The organism is Streptomyces sp. A0592 (assembly GCF_004795115.1).
In the GTDB taxonomy this organism is placed as follows: Bacteria; Actinomycetota; Actinomycetes; order Streptomycetales; family Streptomycetaceae; genus Streptomyces; species Streptomyces erythrochromogenes.
This window is the reverse complement of sequence record NZ_SSBM01000001.1, coordinates 434,024-453,639: the sequence shown is the minus strand read 5'-3', so window position 1 is coordinate 453,639 and position 19,616 is coordinate 434,024. Positions and strand designations below refer to the sequence as shown.

At 76.5% G+C, this 19,616-nt stretch carries 17 protein-coding genes; 8 read left to right on the top strand and 9 right to left on the bottom strand.

Annotation, left to right across the window (positions count from 1 at the left end; genetic code table 11):
- Window positions 1-55 precede the first annotated feature (55 nt).
- Window positions 56-421 (top strand): DUF6204 family protein, encoded by a 366-nt coding sequence (locus E6U81_RS02120; protein WP_136228299.1) that lies wholly within the window; start codon window positions 56-58, stop codon window positions 419-421.
- A gap of 70 nt (window positions 422-491) precedes the next feature.
- Here E6U81_RS02120 and E6U81_RS02115 read toward each other — a convergent pair whose 3' ends face one another.
- Window positions 492-2,129, bottom strand: a complete 1,638-nt coding sequence (locus tag E6U81_RS02115; RefSeq protein ID WP_136228298.1) for an FAD-dependent monooxygenase — start codon at window positions 2,127-2,129, stop codon at window positions 492-494.
- A 116-nt stretch (window positions 2,130-2,245) separates the two neighbouring features.
- Window positions 2,246-2,656 (bottom strand): organic hydroperoxide resistance protein, encoded by a 411-nt coding sequence (locus E6U81_RS02110; protein WP_136228297.1) that lies wholly within the window; start codon window positions 2,654-2,656, stop codon window positions 2,246-2,248.
- A gap of 128 nt (window positions 2,657-2,784) precedes the next feature.
- Here E6U81_RS02110 and E6U81_RS02105 point away from each other — a divergent pair, with 128 nt between their 5' ends.
- Entirely contained in the window at window positions 2,785-3,291 is a 507-nt protein-coding gene (locus E6U81_RS02105) for a MarR family transcriptional regulator (RefSeq protein ID WP_136228296.1), read from the top strand.
- A 52-nt stretch (window positions 3,292-3,343) separates the two neighbouring features.
- On the top strand, window positions 3,344-4,378 hold the full coding sequence (locus tag E6U81_RS02100) for a PHP domain-containing protein (protein WP_136228295.1): 1,035 nt from the start codon (window positions 3,344-3,346) through the stop codon (window positions 4,376-4,378).
- Window positions 4,379-4,405: 27 nt separating this feature from the next.
- On the opposite strand, the gene E6U81_RS02095 is transcribed toward E6U81_RS02100, so the two are convergent.
- Window positions 4,406-5,302 carry a UbiA family prenyltransferase gene (locus E6U81_RS02095; protein WP_240803568.1) on the bottom strand — a complete coding sequence of 299 codons (897 nt, stop codon included), beginning with the start codon at window positions 5,300-5,302 and terminating at the stop codon, window positions 4,406-4,408.
- 76 nt (window positions 5,303-5,378) lie between these two features.
- On the opposite strand from E6U81_RS02095, the gene E6U81_RS02090 reads away from it, so the two are divergent.
- The 3 genes from E6U81_RS02090 to E6U81_RS02080 are packed head-to-tail and all read left to right on the top strand — an operon-like array spanning window position 5,379 to window position 8,055.
- A complete protein-coding gene (locus E6U81_RS02090; protein ID WP_136228294.1) occupies window positions 5,379-6,437 on the top strand; it encodes a 3-oxoacyl-[acyl-carrier-protein] synthase III C-terminal domain-containing protein in 1,059 nt (352 codons plus the stop codon).
- 14 nt (window positions 6,438-6,451) lie between these two features.
- Window positions 6,452-7,033, top strand: coding sequence for an isoprenylcysteine carboxyl methyltransferase family protein (locus E6U81_RS02085; RefSeq protein ID WP_136228293.1), 582 nt, complete (start codon window positions 6,452-6,454; stop codon window positions 7,031-7,033).
- Window positions 7,030-8,055 carry an NAD(P)/FAD-dependent oxidoreductase gene (locus E6U81_RS02080; protein ID WP_136228292.1) on the top strand — a complete coding sequence of 342 codons (1,026 nt, stop codon included), beginning with the start codon at window positions 7,030-7,032 and terminating at the stop codon, window positions 8,053-8,055. Before E6U81_RS02085 ends, E6U81_RS02080 begins: the two co-directional genes overlap by 4 nt.
- 72 nt (window positions 8,056-8,127) lie before the next feature.
- Here E6U81_RS02080 and E6U81_RS02075 read toward each other — a convergent pair whose 3' ends face one another.
- Window positions 8,128-9,135, bottom strand: a complete 1,008-nt coding sequence (locus tag E6U81_RS02075; protein ID WP_136228291.1) for a hypothetical protein — start codon at window positions 9,133-9,135, stop codon at window positions 8,128-8,130.
- Window positions 9,136-9,302: 167 nt separating this feature from the next.
- On the opposite strand from E6U81_RS02075, the gene E6U81_RS02070 reads away from it, so the two are divergent.
- On the top strand, window positions 9,303-10,913 hold the full coding sequence (locus tag E6U81_RS02070) for a carboxylesterase family protein (RefSeq protein ID WP_240803567.1): 1,611 nt from the start codon (window positions 9,303-9,305) through the stop codon (window positions 10,911-10,913).
- Here the strand turns inward: E6U81_RS02070 and E6U81_RS02065 are convergent.
- Both E6U81_RS02065 and E6U81_RS02060 read right to left on the bottom strand, forming a co-directional pair.
- A complete protein-coding gene (locus E6U81_RS02065; RefSeq protein ID WP_136228289.1) occupies window positions 10,897-11,556 on the bottom strand; it encodes a hypothetical protein in 660 nt (219 codons plus the stop codon). The two genes, E6U81_RS02070 and E6U81_RS02065, sit on opposite strands and share 17 nt — an antisense overlap.
- 62 nt (window positions 11,557-11,618) lie before the next feature.
- On the bottom strand, window positions 11,619-11,936 hold the full coding sequence (locus E6U81_RS02060; RefSeq protein ID WP_136228288.1) for a hypothetical protein: 318 nt from the start codon (window positions 11,934-11,936) through the stop codon (window positions 11,619-11,621).
- A 27-nt stretch (window positions 11,937-11,963) separates the two neighbouring features.
- Here E6U81_RS02060 and E6U81_RS02055 point away from each other — a divergent pair, with 27 nt between their 5' ends.
- Complete coding sequence (locus E6U81_RS02055) at window positions 11,964-12,443, top strand: HAD domain-containing protein (protein WP_136228287.1); 480 nt, start codon at window positions 11,964-11,966, stop codon at window positions 12,441-12,443.
- Here E6U81_RS02055 and E6U81_RS02050 read toward each other — a convergent pair.
- Genes E6U81_RS02050 through E6U81_RS02040 form a run of 3 tightly spaced genes read right to left on the bottom strand, consistent with a single transcriptional unit; the run spans window position 12,409 to window position 19,567 of the window.
- Entirely contained in the window at window positions 12,409-14,352 is a 1,944-nt protein-coding gene (locus E6U81_RS02050; RefSeq protein ID WP_136228286.1) for an SWIM zinc finger family protein, read from the bottom strand. The two genes, E6U81_RS02055 and E6U81_RS02050, sit on opposite strands and share 35 nt — an antisense overlap.
- Complete coding sequence (locus tag E6U81_RS02045; protein WP_136228285.1) at window positions 14,349-18,413, bottom strand: DUF5682 family protein; 4,065 nt, start codon at window positions 18,411-18,413, stop codon at window positions 14,349-14,351. Before E6U81_RS02045 ends, E6U81_RS02050 begins: the two co-directional genes overlap by 4 nt.
- Window positions 18,410-19,567: an AAA family ATPase gene (locus tag E6U81_RS02040; protein WP_136228284.1), complete on the bottom strand. Its 1,158-nt coding sequence runs from the start codon at window positions 19,565-19,567 to the stop codon at window positions 18,410-18,412. The genes E6U81_RS02045 and E6U81_RS02040 overlap by 4 nt, the downstream gene beginning before the upstream one ends.
- Between the last annotated feature and the right edge of the window lie 49 nt (window positions 19,568-19,616).

The following is a 19,616-nucleotide window of genomic DNA, read 5'->3' as shown; positions in this document are numbered from 1 at the left end:
CGGGCCGCTGGATATCCGGATGCGCGGGACGGAGCCCCCGGCCTAGGGTGCCCGGATGAGTACCCGTACCTTCCGTATCACCGTCCGCGGCGCGTTCGACGGCCTGACCGACGACCAGCGGGCCGAGCTGCTCGCGGCCGCGCCCGAGCACGACATGCTGCGTGCGGAGTTCACGGCCGAGGGGCACCTCACGTACGACCTGGCGGCCCGCCCCTTCTTCACCTTCCGCTTCCTGGACTCGGGCGAGGCGGAGGAGGACATCCTCGACGCGACGGCCCGTGCGGAGCTGGCGGCGGAGGGCTGGCTCGCGGAGCGCGGGTACGGCTTCAAGCAGCTGCGTTCGCAGGCGCAGGACCTGTCGCTGGCTCCGCTGGGCAAGCGGCAGCGCCGGGAGGCCGCGCGCGCCGGGGCACAGGACTGACGAGGACGTGCTCCTGACCGGGGGCGCGGTGGTGACCGGGGCCCGGTGGTGACCGGGACGATCCGACGGGTCAGGGCCGGGTGTCCGGGGCGAAGACGGTCGCGAGGTGTGCGGCCAGCCGCTCGTGGTCCGGCGGGGAGAGCCGGGCGCCGAGGTATCCGTCCGGCCGGACCAGGAACGCGGTCGGCTGCTCGGCGGCGTAGAGGCGGGCGAACTCGCCGCCGGTGTCGTGGTACATGGGCAGTACGGCCGGGCCCGCCGGGGTGTCGGGCGGGGTGTCGGCCGGCAGGACGACGCACGTCTCGACCCGGCCGCCGGAGGACTCCCGCGCCGTCCGGGCGAATTCGTCGAGGCCGGTCCCGTACAGCAGGAGGACGTGTTCGCGTTCGCGCAGCAGGTCGGCGAGGCGCAGCGGGACGGCGGCGATCGGCGAGGTGAGGCCTGCGCAGTCCGGGGCCCGGTCGCCCGGGCGGGGTCCGGGGCCTTCGCCGGGCGGGTCGACGACGGGGCTTGCGCGGTAGCCGACGAGCAGTTGGGCCTCGCGCAGGATCAGGGTGCCGGCGTCCTCGGGGTCGGACTGCACCCCTTGGGCGGAGGCGTGGCGCACCGTGCGGCCGACGACCTCCTCGCCGACGGGCCGGCGTTCGGCGTCGTAGCTGGGCAGGAGGCCCGGGTGGGCGGCGCCGTCGACGGCCAGGGCGAGCTTCCACGCCAGGTTCCAGGCGTCCTGGATACCGGTGTTCATGCCCTGGGCGCCGGTCGGCGGGTGGATGTGCGCGGCGTCGCCGGCGATGAGGACCCGGCCGTGCCCGTACCGGTCCACGATCCGGTGGCTGATGCGGAAGACCGACGACCAGCGCATGTTCGAGGCGGTGGTGGGGGTCGGCGCGAGCCGGTCGAGGACGGCCTGGATGTCGGCCAGTTGCGGGGCCCGGCCGCCCTGGAGGCCGTGGGCGACGCCGTCGGCGGCCGCCGCGGCCTGTTCCGCGGTGGGCAGTTCGGGCGGCACCTTCATGGACATCCGGTAGCGGCCGCGGCCCGGCAGCGGGATGCACACGAGTACGTCGTCCACGGCGCCGGCGGCGTCCAGGTGCATGGCGCGCAGGGAGTACCCGTGGGGCAGGTCCCAGTCGGCCTCGACGTCGGCGAGCATGTACTCCTCGGGGAAGGCGCCGCCCTCGAAGGAGAGCCCGAGTCCTTTGCGGACGATGCTGTGGGCACCGTCGCAGCCCACCAGGTAGCGGGTGCGCAGTTCCTCCTCGGCGCCGGAGGGGGTGCGGAGGCGGCTGGTGACGCCTCCGGCGTCCTGGCCGAACGCCACCAGTTCGGTGCCGCGTTCGACGGCGGTGCCCCAGCGGGCCAGGTGCTCGTCGAGGATGCGCTCGGTCTCGTACTGGGGAAGTGCCGCGAAGCGGTAGGGCACTTCGGGCGGCAGGACGAGGTCGATCCGGGGCCGCTCGGCGCCGTTGACGTACGTGAGCTGGCCGCGCATGGGGACGGCGGCGTCCAGGGCGGCGCGGACCATCCCCATGCGGTCCCAGATCTCGAGGGTGCGCGGCTGGATGCCCACGGCCTTCGCGTAGGGCAGGCGGGCGGGGAGCCGGTCGACGATCCGGCAGGAGACCCCGCGGCGGCGGAGCTCGGCGGCGGCGGTCAACCCGATGGGGCCGGCGCCGATGACCAGTACGTCCGTGCTGCTGTGCGCCACTGGCGTCTCCCGGCGTGCGGCCCCCGTCGGAGTCGTTCTGACTCCCATGGTGGCCGTCCGCCGGGCCTGCGGCATCTCCGCCGGTACTCCTGCGGCTCCCCGCCGCTCGGTGCTCGTTACTCGATGACGAGGTCGACCTCGATGTTGCCGCGGGTGGCGCGGGAGTACGGGCAGACCTCGTGGGCCTGCTTCACCAGCAGGGCGCCCGTCTCGCCGGCCAGGGATTCCGGCAGCTCGACGCGCAGGGTGGCGCGCAGACCGAAGCCGGCGCCCTCCTTGATGATGGAGACCTCCGCGGTGACCGAGGCGTCGCTGGTGTCCACCTTGGCCTGGCGGCCGACCAGGCCGAGCGCGCTGGCGAAGCAGGCGGCGTAGCCGGCGGCGAAGAGCTGCTCGGGGTTGGTGCCCTGTCCGTTGCCGCCCAGCGCCGGGGGCATGGCCAGGGCGAGGTCGAGCTGGCCGTCGGAGCTGACGGCGCGGCCCTCGCGGCCATTGGCGGTGGCGACAGCGGTGTAGAGCGCGTCCATGAGAGTTCCTCTCGCAGAAATGAACCGTGGCGGCGGCCGGTGGTCGACCGCGCTCCACCAGTAGAGCACGCAATTCAGTTGTGCACAATTCAATGCCTTCCAACCTCTGCCCGGGTACACTGGCCGACATGACCGAGCAGCCGACCGCAACCCACTCCGACCAGGACTTCCTGCGCCTCGACGGCCAGATCTGCTTCGCGCTGAATGCCGCGAGCCGCGCCTTCGGCGGCCTCTACCGCGTGGTCCTCAAGGACCTGGGGCTCACCTACCCGCAGTACCTGGTGATGCTGGTGCTGTGGGAGCACGGCGAGATGCCGGTCAAGGAGATCGGTCAGCACCTGCGGCTGGACTCGGGCACCCTCTCCCCGCTGCTCAAGCGGCTGGAGGCGGCCGGACTGGTCCGCCGCGAGCGCAGCATCGAGGACGAGCGCTCCGTACGCGCCCACCTGACCGAGGAGGGCGCGGCCCTGCGCGCCCGCGCGGTCGAGGTGCCGCGGCGGATCGCGGCGGCCACGGGCTTCGAGCTCGCCGAGGTCGTGGACCTCCAGGACCGCCTGAGCCGGCTGACGGCCGCGCTGGACGCCGCCGCGCCCCTGGAGGAGGCCCGGGAGACTCACGAGCCGCGGGAGGCGTAGCCGCCGTCCGCGACGGACACTGGGGCCACGCCGTGACGGCAGGAGGTGGCCGATGGACCCGGCTGCGGCGCTGGACCGGATCGCGTTCCTGCTGGAGCGCGCGCAGGCACCCACCTACCGGGTGCGGGCCTTCCGCACCGCCTCCGCGGTCGTCGTGCGGATGGGCGCCGAGGAGGTGGCGGCGCGGGCCGCAGCCGGTTCCCTGGAGGCAGTCAAGGGCCTCGGCCCCAAGACGGCCGCGGTCGTGCGGGAGGCACTCGCCGGCGGCGTGCCGACCTACCTGCAGGGCCTGGAGGACGAGGCCGCCGCACTCCCGGAGGGCCCTGCCGCCTCACCGGCCGCCGCCGCGCTGCGGGCGGCGCTGCGCGGGGACTGCCACGTGCACTCGGACTGGTCCGACGGCGGCAGCCCGATCGAGGCGATGGGCCGGGCGGCCGCCGGGCTGGGCCACGAGTGGGCCGTGCTGACGGACCACTCGCCGCGCCTGACCGTCGCGCGGGGCCTCTCCCCGGACCGGCTGCGCGAGCAGCTGGACGTGGTGGCCGAGCTCAACGCCGGCTGGGCGCCCTTCCGACTGCTCACCGGAATCGAGTGCGACATCCTGGACGACGGGGCGCTCGATCAGGAGCCCGAGCTGCTGGAACGGCTGGATCTCGTCGTCGCCTCGGTGCACTCCAAACTGCGGATGGACGCGCCCGCGATGACCCGGAGGATGCTGGCTGCCGTGCGCAACCCGCTGATGGACGTCCTCGGGCACTGCACGGGGCGGCTGGTCACCGGCCGGACCCGGCCCGAGTCGCAGTTCGACGCCGAGGCGGTGTTCGCGGCCTGCGCGGAGACGGGCACCGCCGTGGAGATCAACAGCCGGCCCGAACGGCTGGACCCGCCGCGGCGGCTGCTGCGGCTCGCCGTGGCGGCCGGGACCTTCTTCGCGATCGACACGGACGCGCATGCCCCGGGCCAGCTGGACTGGCAGGTCCTCGGCTGCGAGCGGGCGGTGGAATGCGGCGTTCAGACGGAGCGCGTCATCAACACCTGGCCGGCCGACCACCTCCTGACCTGGACCCGCACCCGGCACGCGCCCTGATCCCCGACGGTCCGCAGAGTGCACCGCTCACGGGCGGAGTTCGGCGACCAGAAGGATCACGTCGGCCCCGGCGACCGCCATCACCGTCAGGAACGGGAGCCGTCCCGCGGGCCGGCGGAACGCGACGAGCAGCGCCGTCGCCGTCGCGCCCAGCAGCACCCAGCCGTACGCCGTCACCGGCCCCGGCGGTCCCGCGAGAAGGGCCGCGGTCGAGCCGAGGACGAGCAGCCCGGCCAGCGCGGCCGAGCGCCGGGCGCCGAGCCGCTGCGGCAGCCCGACCACCCCGGTGGCCAGGTCGTCGTCGATGTCGGGCAGGACGTTGGCGAAGTGGGCGCCCGCGCCGAGCAGGGCCGCGGCGGCCATCAGCCACGGCGGCGGCCAGGGCGCGCCGGGCAGCCCGAGGGTGACGAAGGCCGGCAGCAGGCCGAAGGCCAGGGCGTACGGGGCCCAGGAGGCGACCGTGCCCTTCAGTCGGAGGTTGTACCCCCAGGCGGCCGCCACGCCGACCAGGTGCACGGCGCCCGCGAGCGGTCCGGCCGCCAGCGACAGCGGTACGCAGAGCAGGAGTGCCGTGCCCGCCGCCCGGGCCACGGCGTCGGCCGAGACCGTACCGGCGACGAGCGGCTTGTCCCGACGACCCGTGGCCAGGTCACGCCGCAGGTCGGCCCGGTCGTTGCACCAGCCGACGGACAGCTGGCCGGCGGCCACCGCCCCCGCGAGGAGGACGACTCCCGGCGGGCCGTGTCCTGCGGCGACCGCCAGGGCCGCGGTGAAGAGCGTCACGGCCGCCGCGGGCAGCGGGTGGCACGACGCCCCCAGGGCGCCCAGGGCACGTCCGACGCGGACGGCACGGGCAGCGCGGGCGGTGGCGCCGCTCCCGCCGTCATCGGCACTCTCGGCGATCTGCGTGGTTCGCACGGGCACGGCGACACGCTATGCGGCGCCGCGCCCGAATCAGGTGATTCATTACGAAGTGTCAGTTGTTTCCTATGGTGACTCAATGACACGTGTTCTGGCAGTGCGCACCGTGTTCCCGCCCCATCTCCATCCCCAGGCCGAGATCACGGAGGCGCTCGCCCGCTTCCTGCCGCCCGGCTCCGACACCGCCCTGCTGCGCCGGGTCCACGCCTCGGTGCGCGTGGAGAGCCGTCATCTCGCGCTCCCGCTGGAGCGCTACGGGCCCGCGAACGACTTCGGCACGACGAACGCCCTGTTCGTGGAGACGGCCCTGGAACTCGGATCCCGGGTGCTCGAACTCGCCCTCGACGAAGCCGGCCTGACGGCCCCCGAGGTCGATCTGGTCATGTCGACCACCGTGACCGGACTCGCGACGCCCTCGCTGGAGGCCCGCCTCGCCTCCCGCGCCGGCCTGCGTCCCGACGTCCGGCGGCTGCCGCTCTTCGGCCTCGGGTGCGCCGCGGGGGCCGCCGGGGTGGGCCATCTCCACGACCTGCTCGCGGGCCGGCCGGGCGACGCGGCCCTGCTGCTGTCCACCGAGCTGTGTTCGCTCACCCTCCAGGCCACCGACTCCTCGATGGCGAACCTGGTCGCCGGGGCCCTCTTCGGCGACGGTGCGGGCGCCCTGGTGGCGGTGGGCCGCGACCATCCGCTCCACGCGACGGGTGCCGGCCCCGAGATCGTCGCCACCCGCAGCCGCCTCTACCCGGGCACCGAGCACCTGCTCGGCTGGGACATCGGCCACTGGGGCATGCGCATGGTGCTCGGCCGTGAACTCCCCGACCTGGCCCGCTTGCACGTGGCCGAAGAGGTGGAGAGCTTCCTCGCCGCCCACGACCTGAAGCCCTCGGACGTCGACTCCTGGATCTGCCATCCCGGCGGCCCGAAGATCCTCGACGCGCTCTCGGACGCGCTGTCGCTGCCGGAATCGGCCTTCGCGGCGAGCCGGCGTTCGCTGGCCGCCGTGGGCAACCTCTCCTCCGCCTCGGTCCTGCACATCCTGGAAGGCGTCCGCCGCGCCGGACCGCGGCCCGGTTCCGTCGGGCTGATGCTCGGCTTCGGCCCCGGCTTCGCCTCCGAACTCGTCCTCCTGCGCTGGTGAACTCGGTGAACCCCATGAACTCCCTGACCTCCGCCACCTCCTTGAGCCTGTACCTGCTGCTCATCTGCCTCGTCGCCGCCGAACGGCTCGCCGAGCTGGTCACCGCCCGCCGCAACACCTCCTGGAGCCTGGCGCGCGGCGGCCGCGAGTACGGCCGCGGCCACTACCCGGCCATGGTCGCCCTGCACACCGCGCTGCTGATCGGCTGCGCGGTCGAACCCTGGGCGGCCGGACGGCCGTTCGTCCCCCTGCTCGGCTGGTCGGCCCTCGCCGTCGTTCTCGCCGCCCAGGGCCTGCGCTGGTGGTGCATCGCCTCCCTCGGCCCGCGCTGGAACACCCGGGTGCTCGTCGTTCCCGGCCTGCCACTGGTGGAGCGGGGCCCCTACCGGATGCTGCGGCACCCCAACTACGTGGCGGTGGTCGCGGAAGGGGCCGCGCTGCCGCTGATCCACTCCGCCTGGGTGACCGCCCTCGGCTTCACCGTGCTCAACCTGGTGCTGCTGCGGGTGCGGATCGGCTGCGAGGACGCCGCCCTGACGGACGGCGGACGGCTGCGGGCGCCCGCCTCCGTCCCGTCGGCGGGAGCACCGTCATGATCGACCTGCTGATCGCCGGCGGTGGTCCGGCCGGACTCGCGACCGCCATCCACGGCGCCCTCGCCGGCCTGGAGGTCGTGGTCGCGGAACCGCGGTCCACCCCCATCGACAAGGCCTGCGGGGAGGGCCTCATGCCCGGGGCGGTCCGCCGCCTCGACGAGCTCGGCGTGTCCGTGGCGGGGCAGCCGTTCCGCGGCATCCGCTACGTCGACGGCGTGAGCGGCCTGCGGGCCGAGGGGCTCTTCCGGTCCGGACCGGGCCGCGGCGCCCGCCGTACGGACCTCCAGGCCGCGCTCGCGGAACGGGCCGCGCAGCTCGGCGTACAGGTCCTGCCGCAACGCGTCGACCAGGTGCGCCAGGGCGTCGACCACGTCACCGCGGCCGGGCTCACCGCCCGCTACCTCGTCGCCGCGGACGGCCTGCACTCCCCCGTCCGGCGCGGGCTCGGCCTGTCGGCTCCGGCCACGCCCCGCCGCCCGGCCCGCTACGGGCTGCGCCGCCACTTCGCCGTCGAGCCGTGGAGCGACCTCGTCGAGGTGCACTGGTCGGCGCGATGCGAGGCCTACATCACCCCGCTGGCGCCCGACCGGATCGGCGTGGCGGTCCTCACCACCGACCAGGCGCCCTTCGACGAACAGCTCGCCCGCTTCCCGCACCTGGCGGACCGGCTGACCGGGTACGCCGACACGCCGGTGCGCGGCGCCGGTCCGCTGCGCCAGGGGGCACGCGTGCGCGTCGCGGGGCGGGTGCTGTTCGTGGGCGACGCGGCCGGCTACGTGGACGCCCTGACCGGCGAGGGGCTCACCCTGGCCGTGACGGCCGCGGGCGAACTGGTGCGCTGCGTGAAGGCGGGGCGGCCACAGGCCTACGAGCAGGCCTGGCGGGACCTGTCGCGCAGCTACCGCGCCCTCACCGAGTCGCTGCTGTGGGCCCGGCGGCGGCCTCGCCTCGCACCCCGGATCGTCCCGCTGGCCGCCCGGCTGCCCCGCGTGTTCACGGGGGCGGTCAACCTCCTCGCCTGACGAGCGCCCGCGAGCGGAGCGGCACCCCGCGCGCGGTGCGCGGGGTGCCGCTCCGGCGGTCGCGGCCGCGGGTCAGGCCGAGCTCTCCTGACGGTTCCTCAGTGCCAGGCCGGCGAGGACCGCGCCGGCCGCGGCGCACAGCATGACGGCGGCACCCGCCCAGGCCCGGGTGCCTCCCACGGTGCCGGCCAGCGGGTCGAAGGCCAGCGAGCCGCCGAGGACGTGCAGGGCGACCACGCCCACGGCGGTGGCCGCGCCGGCCCGCCACACGGCCGTGGTGTCGCGCAGTGCCACCAGCGCGCCGACGCCCAGGCACACCAGGGTGACCAGGAGGGGCAGCAGGCCGAGGGGGCTCGCGGACGCCAGGGCCGTGAGGTCCTGCGGCAGGTGGAGGGCGCCGCTGACCAGCAGGGTGATCGCCACGGGCCAGCGCAGCACGTGCCCCAGCGCCGCGGCGCGGGCCGGCTCCCCGACGGGCGCGGGCCGCCGGGACTTCGCCTGGTGGGGCGTGTCGGACAGCTCCTTGTACGGAGGCTCGTACGGCTTCTCGCGCGGCTGCTCGTACGCCTGCGGAGGCGGCCCTGCGGCCGGCGCGCCGGCCTCGGCGGGCCGGGTGCGGCGCTGCGGCTCCGGCTCGCCGGGCTCGTCCTTGCCGAGGATGGTCACCAGCAGGGCGACGTCCTCGATGGACCGTCCCACGGCGGCGGCGCGGAGCGTGATGTCCGCCTCGCCCACCTCGTGCGGGGCCTCGCCCAGCAGGGTGACCATCCGTTGTACGTCCTGCACGGGCCGGGTCACGGCGGCCGCGCGCAGTGCGTCCTGTCCGGCGTCGGGCAGCCTGCCGTCCTCCTTGAGGAGGCTCACCAGCGCGGTGACCTCCTCCACCGGACGGCAGGTGGCGGCTGTTTCCAGAAGGGTCCGCATGCGCAGGGTGTGCGGCGCGTCGGCATCGTCCTGGGAATCAGCGGGGTCCGGGGCGCCGGGTTCGTCCGGGGCCGCGGGGGCGTCGGGGGCGGTGTTGTCGGGGGTCCCGTGGCTGCCTTCGTGTTGCGTCGCCGCGAGAGTGATGGGGTCATTCATGGAAAGCTCCGTTCGCCGACGCGCGGGTCTACGCAATCGCGCGCCGGTCATCGTGCGTCATGGTGAGCGCACGCTTTGTTACATTGAGTGCCACTTCCGCCCACTGCGCCATTCGGGGCGCGCAAACGGGGGTCCCCGCCCGGGCCCCGAGGGGAAAGGCGAAGGCCGTGCCCGACAAGCGAGGGGTCCGACGCCGGTGCGCGCTGCTGCTGCCCGTCGTGCTGCTGCTGGTGGGGGCCTCGTCAGGGCCGGAGGGGCCCGTCGTGGACACCGACCGCGGTGCGGTGCGGGGCCGGACGCACGGGGCGTACACCACCTTCGAGGGCATCCCCTTCGCGGCTCCCCCGACCGGTCCTCGCCGCTGGCGGCTGCCCGAGCCTGCGCTGCCGTGGGAGGGCGTCCGGGACGCCGGGGCGCCCGGTTCCCGCTGTGTGCAGCTGCCCGTGCTCGGATCCGGCGGGCCGGTCGGCTCCGAGGACTGCCTGTACCTCAACGTGACCGCCCCGGCGGGCCCCGCGGCCGGGGCGCGGCCGCGGCCGGTGATGGTCTGGTTCCACGGCGGCGGCTTCTTCAGCGGCTCCGGCGACGCCTACCGGCCGGACCGCCTTGCCGTCCGGGGCGATGCGGTGGTGGTGACGGTCAACTACCGGCTGGGCGTCTTCGGGCTGTTCGGCCATCCGGAGCTCGGCGGTGCCCCCGGCTTCGCCCTGGCGGACCAGCGGGCGGCGCTGCGCTGGGTACGGGCCAACGCGGAACGGTTCGGCGGGGACCCGCGCAACGTCACCGTCTTCGGCGAGTCGGCGGGCGCCCTGAGCGTCTGTGCGCACCTCACCTCGCCCGCCTCGGCAGGCCTGTTCCACAAGGCGATCGTGCAGAGCGGCTCGTGCTCGACCACGACGCCGCCGTCGGCGCTGCTGCCGGGCCTCGGTACGTACGAGCCCTTCGTGCCCGCGCGGCGCACGGCCGAGGAAGGCGTCCTGGCGGCGGCCCGGCTCGGCTGCGACCGGCCCTCGGGCGTACTGGAGTGCCTGCGCGCGCTGGACGCCCGTACCCTCGCGACCCCCGACCTGATGCAGCGGTTCTCCCTGGTCCCGTACGGGGACAGCGGCCAGCCGACGGAACCGCGGCGGGCGCTGCAGGCCGGACGGTTCCACCGGGTCCCGGTGCTGCAGGGAACCACCCGGGACGAGATCCGGCTCTTCCTCGCACAGACCCTCGCGGCCCACCCGATCGGCGACGAGAACGCCTACCGGGCCCGGATGGAGCGGTCCTTCGGAGCCGCGACCGCCCGTGCCGTGGAGGCCGCGTACCCGGTGTCGGCGTACCCGACCCCGGCGATCGCCTGGGCGGCCCTGCTGACCGACGCGTCGTTCATCTGCCCGACGCTGCGGGACGGCGATGCGCTGGGGCGGCACGTGCCGACGTACGGCTACCGGTTCAGCGATCGCGACGCGCCCGACTTCACCGGGCTGCCGCCGGTGCCGGGGCTGCCGCTCGGGGCGGCCCACGGCTTCGAACTGCCGTACCTGTTCACGATCGCGCCGCTGACGCAGGCGCAGGAGCGGCTCGCGGACCGGATGGCCGGCTACTGGACCGCCTTCGCGCGGACCGGCGTGCCGGCGGCGCCCGGTGCCCCGCAGTGGCCGCGGACGGGCGCGTCGGCGCGGGTGCTGTCGCTGGCGCCGGGTGCGGACGGGATCCGGACGGTGGACGGGCGGGCCGAACACCACTGCGCGCTCTGGGACGAGCGGTGGCCCGGGGTCACCACGGCTCGGTGACGATCTCGCGCTCGGCCGTGCGGAGGGTCAGGGTGCCGTGGTCGCCGTAGACCTCACGGCGCCATTGGGTGAACACGGCGGCGATCGCCCGCGCGTCCTCCGCGGCGCCCTTGCCGACCTGCCGGGTGGAGAAGGTGATCCGTGCCTCGCCGACCGAGCGCACCTTGCGCACGCGGGTCTCCCTGACGGACACGTCCTGGTCCCGGGCGGCGCGGTGCCCCTGGTGATAGGCCCTGAAGTCGCGGGTCATGTCGAACCAGTCGGCCGGACCGCAGGGGCCGCCGCCGTTGGCCGTCTCCCCGTCGGTGGGCGGGCCCGCGTCGCTGCCCGTCTCCCGGTCGGTCGGCGGGCCGGCGGGGGCGCCCGTGTCCTCGTCGGTCGGCGGGCCGGCGTACGCGCCGGTCTCCTCGTCGGTGGGCGGACCCGCGTGGCCGCGCACCTCCTCGTCGGTCGGCGGGCCGGCGTACCCGCCCGGGTCCTCGTCCGTGGTCACGTCCAGGTCGCAGTCGGCCGGAGCCGCCGTGGGCACCCCGGCCGGCGGCGCGGCCTGCCCCGCCCGTGTGGTCCCGCACCCCGCCAGGACGGCGCACAGCAGCCCCGCCACCACCACGCGCCCGGTCACGGACACCGCACTCTTCGTCATGGCCGTCCCCCCCTTCGGCCATGAAGAGGCGCTCACGGGGACGGTGGTTCCGTCCCGGACCCTCAGCCGAGGACGAGAGGATCGCCCACGCGGACCGTTCCCGGCGTGAGGAGCGTGGCGAGCGCGTCGCCCTCGCGGGCCGGTTCGACGTCGTCGCGGCCCAGGTGGACGCGCAGGAAGGCCGCGGTGTCGGCCACCACGCGCCCGTCGGGGTCGATGAGTTCGGGCAGTTCCTCGGCCGGCTCCTGCACCTGCGCTCCCGGTTGCCCCGGGGCGCGGGAGAACCGGGCGTACAGCCGGTCGCCCACCGGACCCCGCAGGTCGGCCTCCGCACCGCGCGGCCGTTCACCACCGGTCGACTTGATCGGGTACCGCCGCATCCGTCGGGGAGGGCTACCGTGAAGGTCATGACCAGCTCAACGGCCCTACCACTCCTCTACCTCGACGTCGACGGGCCGCTCATCCCGTTCGGGGCGGGCCCGTATCCGCCCGGGGACGGCCCCCACCCGCTGCTCGCCCGCATCGACCCCGCGCTCGGACCGCTGCTCGCGGACCTGCCGTGCGAACTGTGGTGGGCCACGACGTGGATGGCGGAGGCCAACGAGTGCGTCGCGCCCCGGCTGGGGCTGCCGGAGCTGCCCGTGGTGGCCTGGCCGGAGCCCTCCGACGAGGACGGGCGGGGTGGCGTCCACTGGAAGACCCCCGCGCTGCTCGACCACGCGGCCGGACGGCCCTTCGTGTGGATCGACGACGAGATCACCGACGCCGACCGGGCCCGGGTGGCCGATCTCCATCCGGGCCCGGCCCTGTTGCACCGCGTCGATCCGGGCCGGGGCCTGGCCGCCGGGGACTTCACGGTGCTGCGGACGTGGCTCCGCTCGGTGTAGCCGTCCACGACGCGGCGACCAGGGAGCGTTCCGCCGCCGCCAGGTGGGTGGCCGCGGCCAGCCAGGCCCAGGCGTAACCGTCGGGCGAGGGGTCGGTGAGCCGGCCGAAGGCGTCGCGCGGGCGCCGGTCTGCCTCGGCCGCGAGGGCGGCGGCCAGGTCCGCCGCGCCGGTGAGCCCGGCCCGGCGCAGCGGACCGTACGCGGCCAGGGGGGCCGTACCGCGGGCCGCCTCGGCGACAGCGCGGCGGCCGCCGGCGACCCCGGTCTCGAGGAGGCGGCGCACCCGCCACAGCGGGGAGTCGGCCAGCGGGTCCGGGGCGTCGGCCGCCGGCACGGATCCGGACTCGGACTCCGCCGCGGCGGTGTCCGGCGGCGGGAAGTGCTCGCCCTGGAGGCGCTCGTAGCCGAGGTCGGCCCGGCCGAGCCATTCCGCGGGCAGCCGCAGCGTGTACGGCTCGCCGGGCACCGGGCCGACGGCCACCGGGCGGAGGGTGGCGGCGCGGTCGAGATCGGGGCGGCCCAGGACGCGCAGCCGGAGCCCGGGGTACGAGGCGATGCGGCGCAGGTTCTCGGTGTGCGGCAGCTCCGGGTGCGGGTGGGCGGGCAGCAGTCTCAGCAGCGGTCCGTGCGGCCGAGCCTCGCGGACGAGGAGGTGGTCGCCGGCCGGTCCGACGACCACGACGTCGCAGCCGATCAGGGTGGTTTCCGTATCGGCCGCGTCGGCGGGGTCCGCCAGCAGCGCGGCGACGGCCTCGGCCGCGGGCCGGGCGAACAGCGGGGCCGCGGGACCGTCGGTCCACGGGGCGCCGGGCAGCGGGGTCGCCTTGACCCCGCGTCCGGCGCCGAGCCGGCCCTCCGCGGAGACCGTCGCGCCGACGATGCGCAGGCCGCCCCGGGCGAGGCCGGCGTGGTCGAGGGTGGCGCCGCCGAGGGCGACGGAGGCCCGCCCGGCCCCGCGGGCGCGGGCCAGGCCTCCCGGTCGGACGTCCGAGATCGAGTAGCGGGCGCCGTCCGGCGCCAGCAGGTGGGTGACGACCCCGCCGTAGCCGGTCGCCGAGAGCACGGGCTCGCGGCACAGGCCGTGCACCTGGAGGCTGCCGCCCGCCGCGTAGGCGCGCCGGGAGGTTCCGGTCAACGCCGGGTCCGCCGTGCCGGAGGCCAGCACTCCGGCGGTGTGCAGGAGTTCGCGGAAGGATCCGGTGAGATCGCCCAGGCGGTGTGCGGTGCGGCGTTCGCGGGCCGCGCGCAGGCCCCGTACGACGCGTAGGGCGGCCGCTTCGGCGCGGGGCAGTCCGGCGAGGCGGGCGGTGTGCGCGGCGCGCAGCAGCTCGGCCTGGACGACGGCACCGCCGGCCGTGACGCCGGCCGCGAGGGCTTCGGCCGCGGCGTGCCAGAGCGCGGCCGCGGCGCCGAGCTGGGCCGCGGTGAGGGCCGGAACGGGCTCTGCGGGATCTGCAGCATCGGCGGACCCTGCGGATGCGGCCTGGGCGGATGAGGCCTGGGCGGATGAGGCTTCGGCTGATGCGGCTTGGGCCGGTCCTGCGGACCCGGCCGGTTCGGCTGCCGTCGTCCGCTCCGTTCCGCCGGTCACGGCCGGCTCGGGCTCCGGCGGGGCCGCGTCCGCGAGCGGGGCGGCGCCCAGCGCCGCGGCCCGGTGCAGGCACCGGGGCGCGAGCAGACAGGTACAGGTGGCCTGCCCGGCCTCGGCAACCGTCCCTGCCGGGCCGGGCCGCAGGGTGACGAGGGCGTCCTCGCCGAACCGGAAGGTGACGCTTCCGTCGGCCTCGCGGGCCGCTGCGGCCGCGCAGCCGGCGGTGGCGTCGTCCAGCTTCTTGCGCAGCCGTGCGGTGAGGTTCTCGACCGCCTCGGCGAGCACCTCGGGTGCGACGGGCGGCAGTTCGGTGCTCAACGGGACTCTCCACGGAGGCGGTCGCCCACCCAGCGGGCGAGGGCGAGAGGACTGAGGGCGGCCACGGGCATGCCGGCTGCGACGAGTTGCCGCGCGACCGGGACCGAGTACCGGGGGTTGCCCGTGTCGTCGAGCGCGGCGCAGCCCATCAGGTGGGCGCCGGAGGCGGCCAGCGCGCGGACCTCCCCGAGCAGTCCGCCGATCGGGCCGCCCTCCTCGAAGTCGCTGACCACGACGACGAGGGTGCGGCTGGGGACGGTGATCAGGGAACGGGCGTGGGCGAGACCGGCGGCGATGTGCGTGCCACCGCCCACGCGCACCTCCAGCAGCAGCGAGAGCGGGTCGTCGACCCGATCGGTGAGGTCCACGACCTGGGTGGAGAAGGCGAGGAAGTGGGTGGAGAGGGTGGGGACGCCGCCCAGTACGGCCGCGGTCAGGGCCGACCAGATGACGGAGGCCTCCATGGAGCCGGACACGTCGACGACCAGGACGAGGCGCCAGTCGGCCTCGCGGCTCGCCCGGGTGCTGAAGACGGGCCGTTCCGGTACGACGACCACCGTGCCGTCGGCCCGCCGGCGGGCGTGCGCGAGGTTGGCCCGCAGGGTGCGGGCGAGGTCGAGCGCACCGCCCGGGCGACGGGTGGGGCGCGGGGTGGTGAGGCCGGACAGGGAGGGGCGCAGCCTGGTGGCGAGCTCCTTGGAGAGTTCGTCGACCAGCCGCTTCACCAGGGGGCGCAGCCGGGCGAGTTGGGCCTCCGGCAGTCCGCCGGCGAGCGACAGGACGGAGCTCAGCAGTTCCACGGAGGGCCGCACGGCCGCCGGGTCGAGCTGGGCGAGTACGTCGGTGCGGCCGGCTTCTGCGGCACCGGCCAGCACCTCCTCCCGTACGTCGGCGCCGAACAGCGCTTCGAGCTCCTGCGACCATGCGCGGGCGGTCGGGAAGGAGGCTTCTTGGCCGCCGCTGCGGCCGGGTCCCTGACCGGTGCCGAGATCGCCGGCGCCTTCGCCGTGCCCGGAGCCGTACAGCTCGTCCAGCGCGTGGGCGTAGCGGCGGGCGCCGACGGGGAGCCGGTCGCGTTCGCGGCCGAGCAGCAGCCGCCAGCGGTCGGCCGGGGCGAGCCGGCGCGCGTCGGGCTCGTCCGCCCGCGCGGGCGGTGCGTCGGGGGCCGCCGGGGCCGTGTCCGCGGCCGGCTGCGCGGCCGGTTCCCGCTGCTGGGACGGCGGGAGGGCCTTGAGTGCGGCGAGCCCGGCCGCGTCGGCGGCGGCCCACAGGGCGAGCAGGGCGGGCGGCGCGTCGAGCGCGAGGTCGATGCGGTCGCCGAGGCGCTCGGTGACGGTGTCCAGGAGCCGGTCGCGGGCGGCCGGTGCGAGGGCGTCGAAACCGCCGCGCAGGGCGGGCAGACGGTCGAGGAAGTCCTGGTCGGCCAGGTGGTCGACACGGTCGAGGAGCGGGGTGAGGGCGGCCGGGGAGGACTGCAGCAGGGGACCGGCGGCGGTGAGGAGTCCGGCGAGCCGGCGGGACAGGGCGCGTCGGCTTTCGGGGGTGCCGGCGCTGTCGATCCATCCGGCGGCGCGGTCGCCGAGCGCCTCGGCCGGGTCGAGGTCGAGGAGGACCCGTACGGCCAGGGCCGCACCCTGCATCAGCGGTGACGCCGAGGCGGCCAGGGCGGCGAGCGCGTCGTCCGTGCGCAAGCCCAGGTGGTGGGCGGCGGCGCGGTCGGCGAGGGCCACGAGGGCGGCGGCGTCGGCCGGCTCCTCGCTGCCGGCGAGGCCGGGCAGGGAGCGTACGGCGGCTTCGAGAAGGTCGCCGGTGAGCGCGGCGCAGGCGGCACGGGACGCGGCGGAGGTGCCGGGGAGGTGGCCGCGGTGCAGGGCCTCCAGGAGGTCGAGGGCGTCGAGGAGTTCGGGCAGGGTCGCCGTCTGCGGCAGGGCGGTGGCCGCCTCGTGGAGGCGTACGTCGACCAGCTCGGGCAGGTCGCAGCGGGCGGCGGCGGCCAGCCCCGCGAGGATCTGTGCCGGGGTCGGGCCGCCGTCGGCGGCGGCCCGTCGGGCGGTTTCGCCGAGCGTCCCTGCCGCAGCCTGGGCGGCGGTGACGCCGCGCACGCCGGTGAGGTCCAGGCGGGCCGGGACGGCAGGCGTCCAGGACAGCCGCCACTTGGTGCCGAGGGCGGTGCCGTCGCCGGTGGCGGCGACGGTGAGGGGCTCCCCGTAGGAGGCCCCGCAGACGAGGAGCCGCTGGAGGAGGACTTCGCGGCGGCCGTCGAGGGCGGAGCGGAGCGGGTCGAGGCGGACCTCGCGGGGCGCGGGGTCCTCGGGGCACGGCAGGCGCAGCTCGGCGAGTTCGGCCTCGACGGAGGGGCCGAGGCCGGAGCGCGGGGCGTGCGGGGTGACCCGCCCTCGGGCGGTGCCGACGAGCACGGCTTCGAGGGCCTGGGCCAGTGCCCGGCCGCGGCCGAGGGGTTCGCCCTGGCCGAGGACGGTGGTGACGGCCTCGAGGAGCTCGCCGCGGCCGGGCGCGGGGAGTTCACGCAGGGCGGCGAGGTCGCAGGCGAGTCGCAGGGTCTCGGCGGCTTCGCCGGTGCCGGCGGTGTGGCCCGCCCGGCGGAGTTCGCGGCAGAGCCCGGTGAGGGCGACGGAGGCGGCCTCCCGGAGCCGCTCGGGGTCGCCGCCGGCCTCCAGGACGGCTTGCTGCCAGAGCGGGTCGCGGATGCCGGCGGGGTAACCGGAGCGGGAGTCGAGCAGATCGAAGGAGTACGGCACGAAGGAGGTGACGGCCACGCCCTCCGCCGCCGGGGCCGGCCCGGAGGCGGCGTCCTTGCCGGGGCGCCGGCCCGGCGCGGCCGTCCCCGCTGCCCCGGCACCGGCCTTCGCAACGGCCGGGGCCTGGGGACCGGGTGCGGCGCCGTCGGCGGCGCCTGCCGGCTGAGCCGGGGCCGCCGGGTCCGCACCGGGCAGGAGGCCCGCGCCCTGGGCGGGACCGGGGTTCCCGAGGAGGGCCTTGCCGTCGGCGCCGCCCTGCGCGGGCGCCCCGTCCGCCGGGGGCGTGACGAGGGCCGGGGCGTGGAAGGAGCCGATGACGGCGGCCACGCGGCGGCCGCCGTCGGCGGCGCCGGCGATCACGGCGCGCATGTGGGCCTCGCGGGCGAGGTCCCGGTCGGGGACGGGGCCGTCCTCACGCAGTGCCCAGCCGACGCCGAGCGCGGCCCGGCGTACGGCCTCCGGGGAGCAGCCCGGTGCGAGGACCTCGACGGCGCGGTCCCAGAGGTCGTCGCCGTCGCGGCCGGTGCCGGCGGCGGTGAGGGCGTCGGCGAAGGTGCCCGGGCTCCGCGGGGCGGTGGCGGTGCCCGGGTGGGTGCCCGTGGGGGCGTCCGCGAACGTACCGGGGGCGCTCGCCGCGGCGTACGGGCCCCCGGCCGGGTCCGGGTCCGCAGTGGAGCCCGGGGCCCTGCCGTGGGCGGTCTCCGCGGTCGCAGTCGAACCCGTGCCGGGGGCGAGGGCCTCGCGCGGGTCCGTACCGGCGTGCGGGGCGCCGGCCCGCACCGGGGCGGGGTCCGTGGCGGCATGCGGCACCCCGGCGGCGTCCCCCGCCGGGGTGCCCTCGGTGGGCCGGGCCGGGAGCGCCGCGGACGGGGCCGCGGACGGGCCCGAGGCAGCCGTCGGCCGGTCCGTGGACGGGGACGGGTGCGGGAGGGAGGGCCGGTGGGTCCAGCCGGGGTCGGACAGCGGCAGGTCGCAGCACAGGACGGCCGCGCCGGAACGGCGGGCCCAGCGGACGGCCGCCAGTTCCGGGGAGAAGTCCGCGAACGGGTAGAACGCCAGGCGGCCGTCCTCTCCGGTGCCCGCGAGGGCGACGGGGGCGACGGTCTCCGGGTCGGCCAGGTGCTCCAGCCACGGCTGGAAGTCCGCCGGGAGCTCGACGCAGACCACGTCCGCGCCGGAGGCGTCCAGCAGGGCCGGCACCGCGGCGGCCAGCGCGGGGCTGTGGTGCCGTACCCCGATCAGGTAGGGCTCGCGGGCCGCGGCGAGCGCGTCGACCGCGGCCCGCGGGTCGGTGTGCGTCAACGCAGGCTCCCGCGCAGGTCCCAGAGGCGGCGCCACATCGCCGAGCCGTCCTCGGCGCGGCGCCGGACCGGGCCGTCCCAGTACCCCAGCAGCCTTCCGTGGTCGGCGGGGTCGTCCTTGCGCACGACGCCCAGCAGGTGCCCCGGCAGCAGGTCAAGCACGTCCCCGTCCGGCAGGTACGCCGCGGCGACGCCCAGCGAGGCCGCCACCTGCACGGCCTCGGCGGTGGACATGACCGTGCCGGGGCGTTCCACGTCCCAGCCCTCGGCGGAACGTCCGGAGCGCAGGTCGCGGAAGACGGTGACGAGCGCGTCGAGCACGGCGTCGTCCACGGCGAAGGCGGCGCCGGCCCGCTGGACGGCGGCGACGGCCTGGCGGCGGATCAGCGTGGCCTCCGCGTCCGCGTCGGCGATCGGGCCGACGGTCTCGAAGTTGAAGCGGCGCTTGAGGGCGGCGGACATCTCGGAGACGCCGCGGTCGCGCAGGTTGGCGGTGGCGATGACGGTGAAGCCGGGGGCCGCGGAGACCACGGCGTCCTCGGTGGCGGTCAGTTCGGGCACGCTGACCCGCCGGTCCGACAGGATGGACACCAGCGCGTCCTGGACCTCGGGCAGGCAGCGGGTGATCTCCTCCACGCGGACCACGCGCCCGGTGCGCATGGCGGAGAGGACCGGGGAGTCGACCAGTGCGTCCGGCGTGGGGCCCTGCGCGAGCAGGAGGGCGTAGTTCCAGCCGTAGCGGAAGGCGTCCTCGGTCGTGCCCGCGGTGCCCTGGACGGTGAGGGCGCTGGTTCCGCAGACGGCCGCGGCGAGCAGCTCGGACAGCATCGACTTGGCGGTGCCGGGCTCGCCCGTGAGGAGGAGTCCGCGCTCCCCGGCGAGGGTGACGACGCAGCGCTCCACCAGGGCGCGCTCGCCGACGAACTTGGGGGCGATGGCGAGCTTGGCGGGGAGGCCGGCGCGGCGCTTGGGCAGGGCCAGTTCGGTGCCGTCGCTGCCGCAGACGAAGGTGACGACGGCCCGCGGGGTCAGCGCCCAGCCGGGCGGGCGGGGGCCGGTGTCGTGGGCGGCGAGGAAGGCGAGCTCGGCGGCGTGGCGTTCCTCGGCGGGCAGCACCTGCCGGGCGGCGGGGGCGGATGGTGCGGTGACGGTCATCGGGTTCCTCTGCACAGGTACGAAAGGGGTGGTGGGGGGCCGGCGCGGC

Bases quoted from the DNA above. Each gene is read 5' to 3' on its own strand.
- E6U81_RS02060 (WP_136228288.1), bottom strand. From the start codon at position 11,936: ATGCGGCGGTACCCGATCAAGTCGACCGGTGGTGAACGGCCGCGCGGT.
- E6U81_RS02105 (WP_136228296.1), top strand. From the start codon at position 2,785: ATGACCGAGCAGCCGACCGCAACCCACTCCGACCAGGACTTCCTGCGC.
- E6U81_RS02110 (WP_136228297.1), bottom strand. From the start codon at position 2,656: ATGGACGCGCTCTACACCGCTGTCGCCACCGCCAATGGCCGCGAGGGC.
- E6U81_RS02085 (WP_136228293.1), top strand. From the start codon at position 6,452: ATGAACTCCCTGACCTCCGCCACCTCCTTGAGCCTGTACCTGCTGCTC.
- E6U81_RS02090 (WP_136228294.1), top strand. From the start codon at position 5,379: ATGACACGTGTTCTGGCAGTGCGCACCGTGTTCCCGCCCCATCTCCAT.
- E6U81_RS02080 (WP_136228292.1), top strand. From the start codon at position 7,030: ATGATCGACCTGCTGATCGCCGGCGGTGGTCCGGCCGGACTCGCGACC.
- E6U81_RS02075 (WP_136228291.1), bottom strand. From the start codon at position 9,135: ATGAATGACCCCATCACTCTCGCGGCGACGCAACACGAAGGCAGCCAC.
- E6U81_RS02120 (WP_136228299.1), top strand. From the start codon at position 56: ATGAGTACCCGTACCTTCCGTATCACCGTCCGCGGCGCGTTCGACGGC.
- E6U81_RS02055 (WP_136228287.1), top strand. From the start codon at position 11,964: ATGACCAGCTCAACGGCCCTACCACTCCTCTACCTCGACGTCGACGGG.
- E6U81_RS02065 (WP_136228289.1), bottom strand. From the start codon at position 11,556: ATGACGAAGAGTGCGGTGTCCGTGACCGGGCGCGTGGTGGTGGCGGGG.
- E6U81_RS02040 (WP_136228284.1), bottom strand. From the start codon at position 19,567: ATGACCGTCACCGCACCATCCGCCCCCGCCGCCCGGCAGGTGCTGCCC.
- E6U81_RS02100 (WP_136228295.1), top strand. From the start codon at position 3,344: ATGGACCCGGCTGCGGCGCTGGACCGGATCGCGTTCCTGCTGGAGCGC.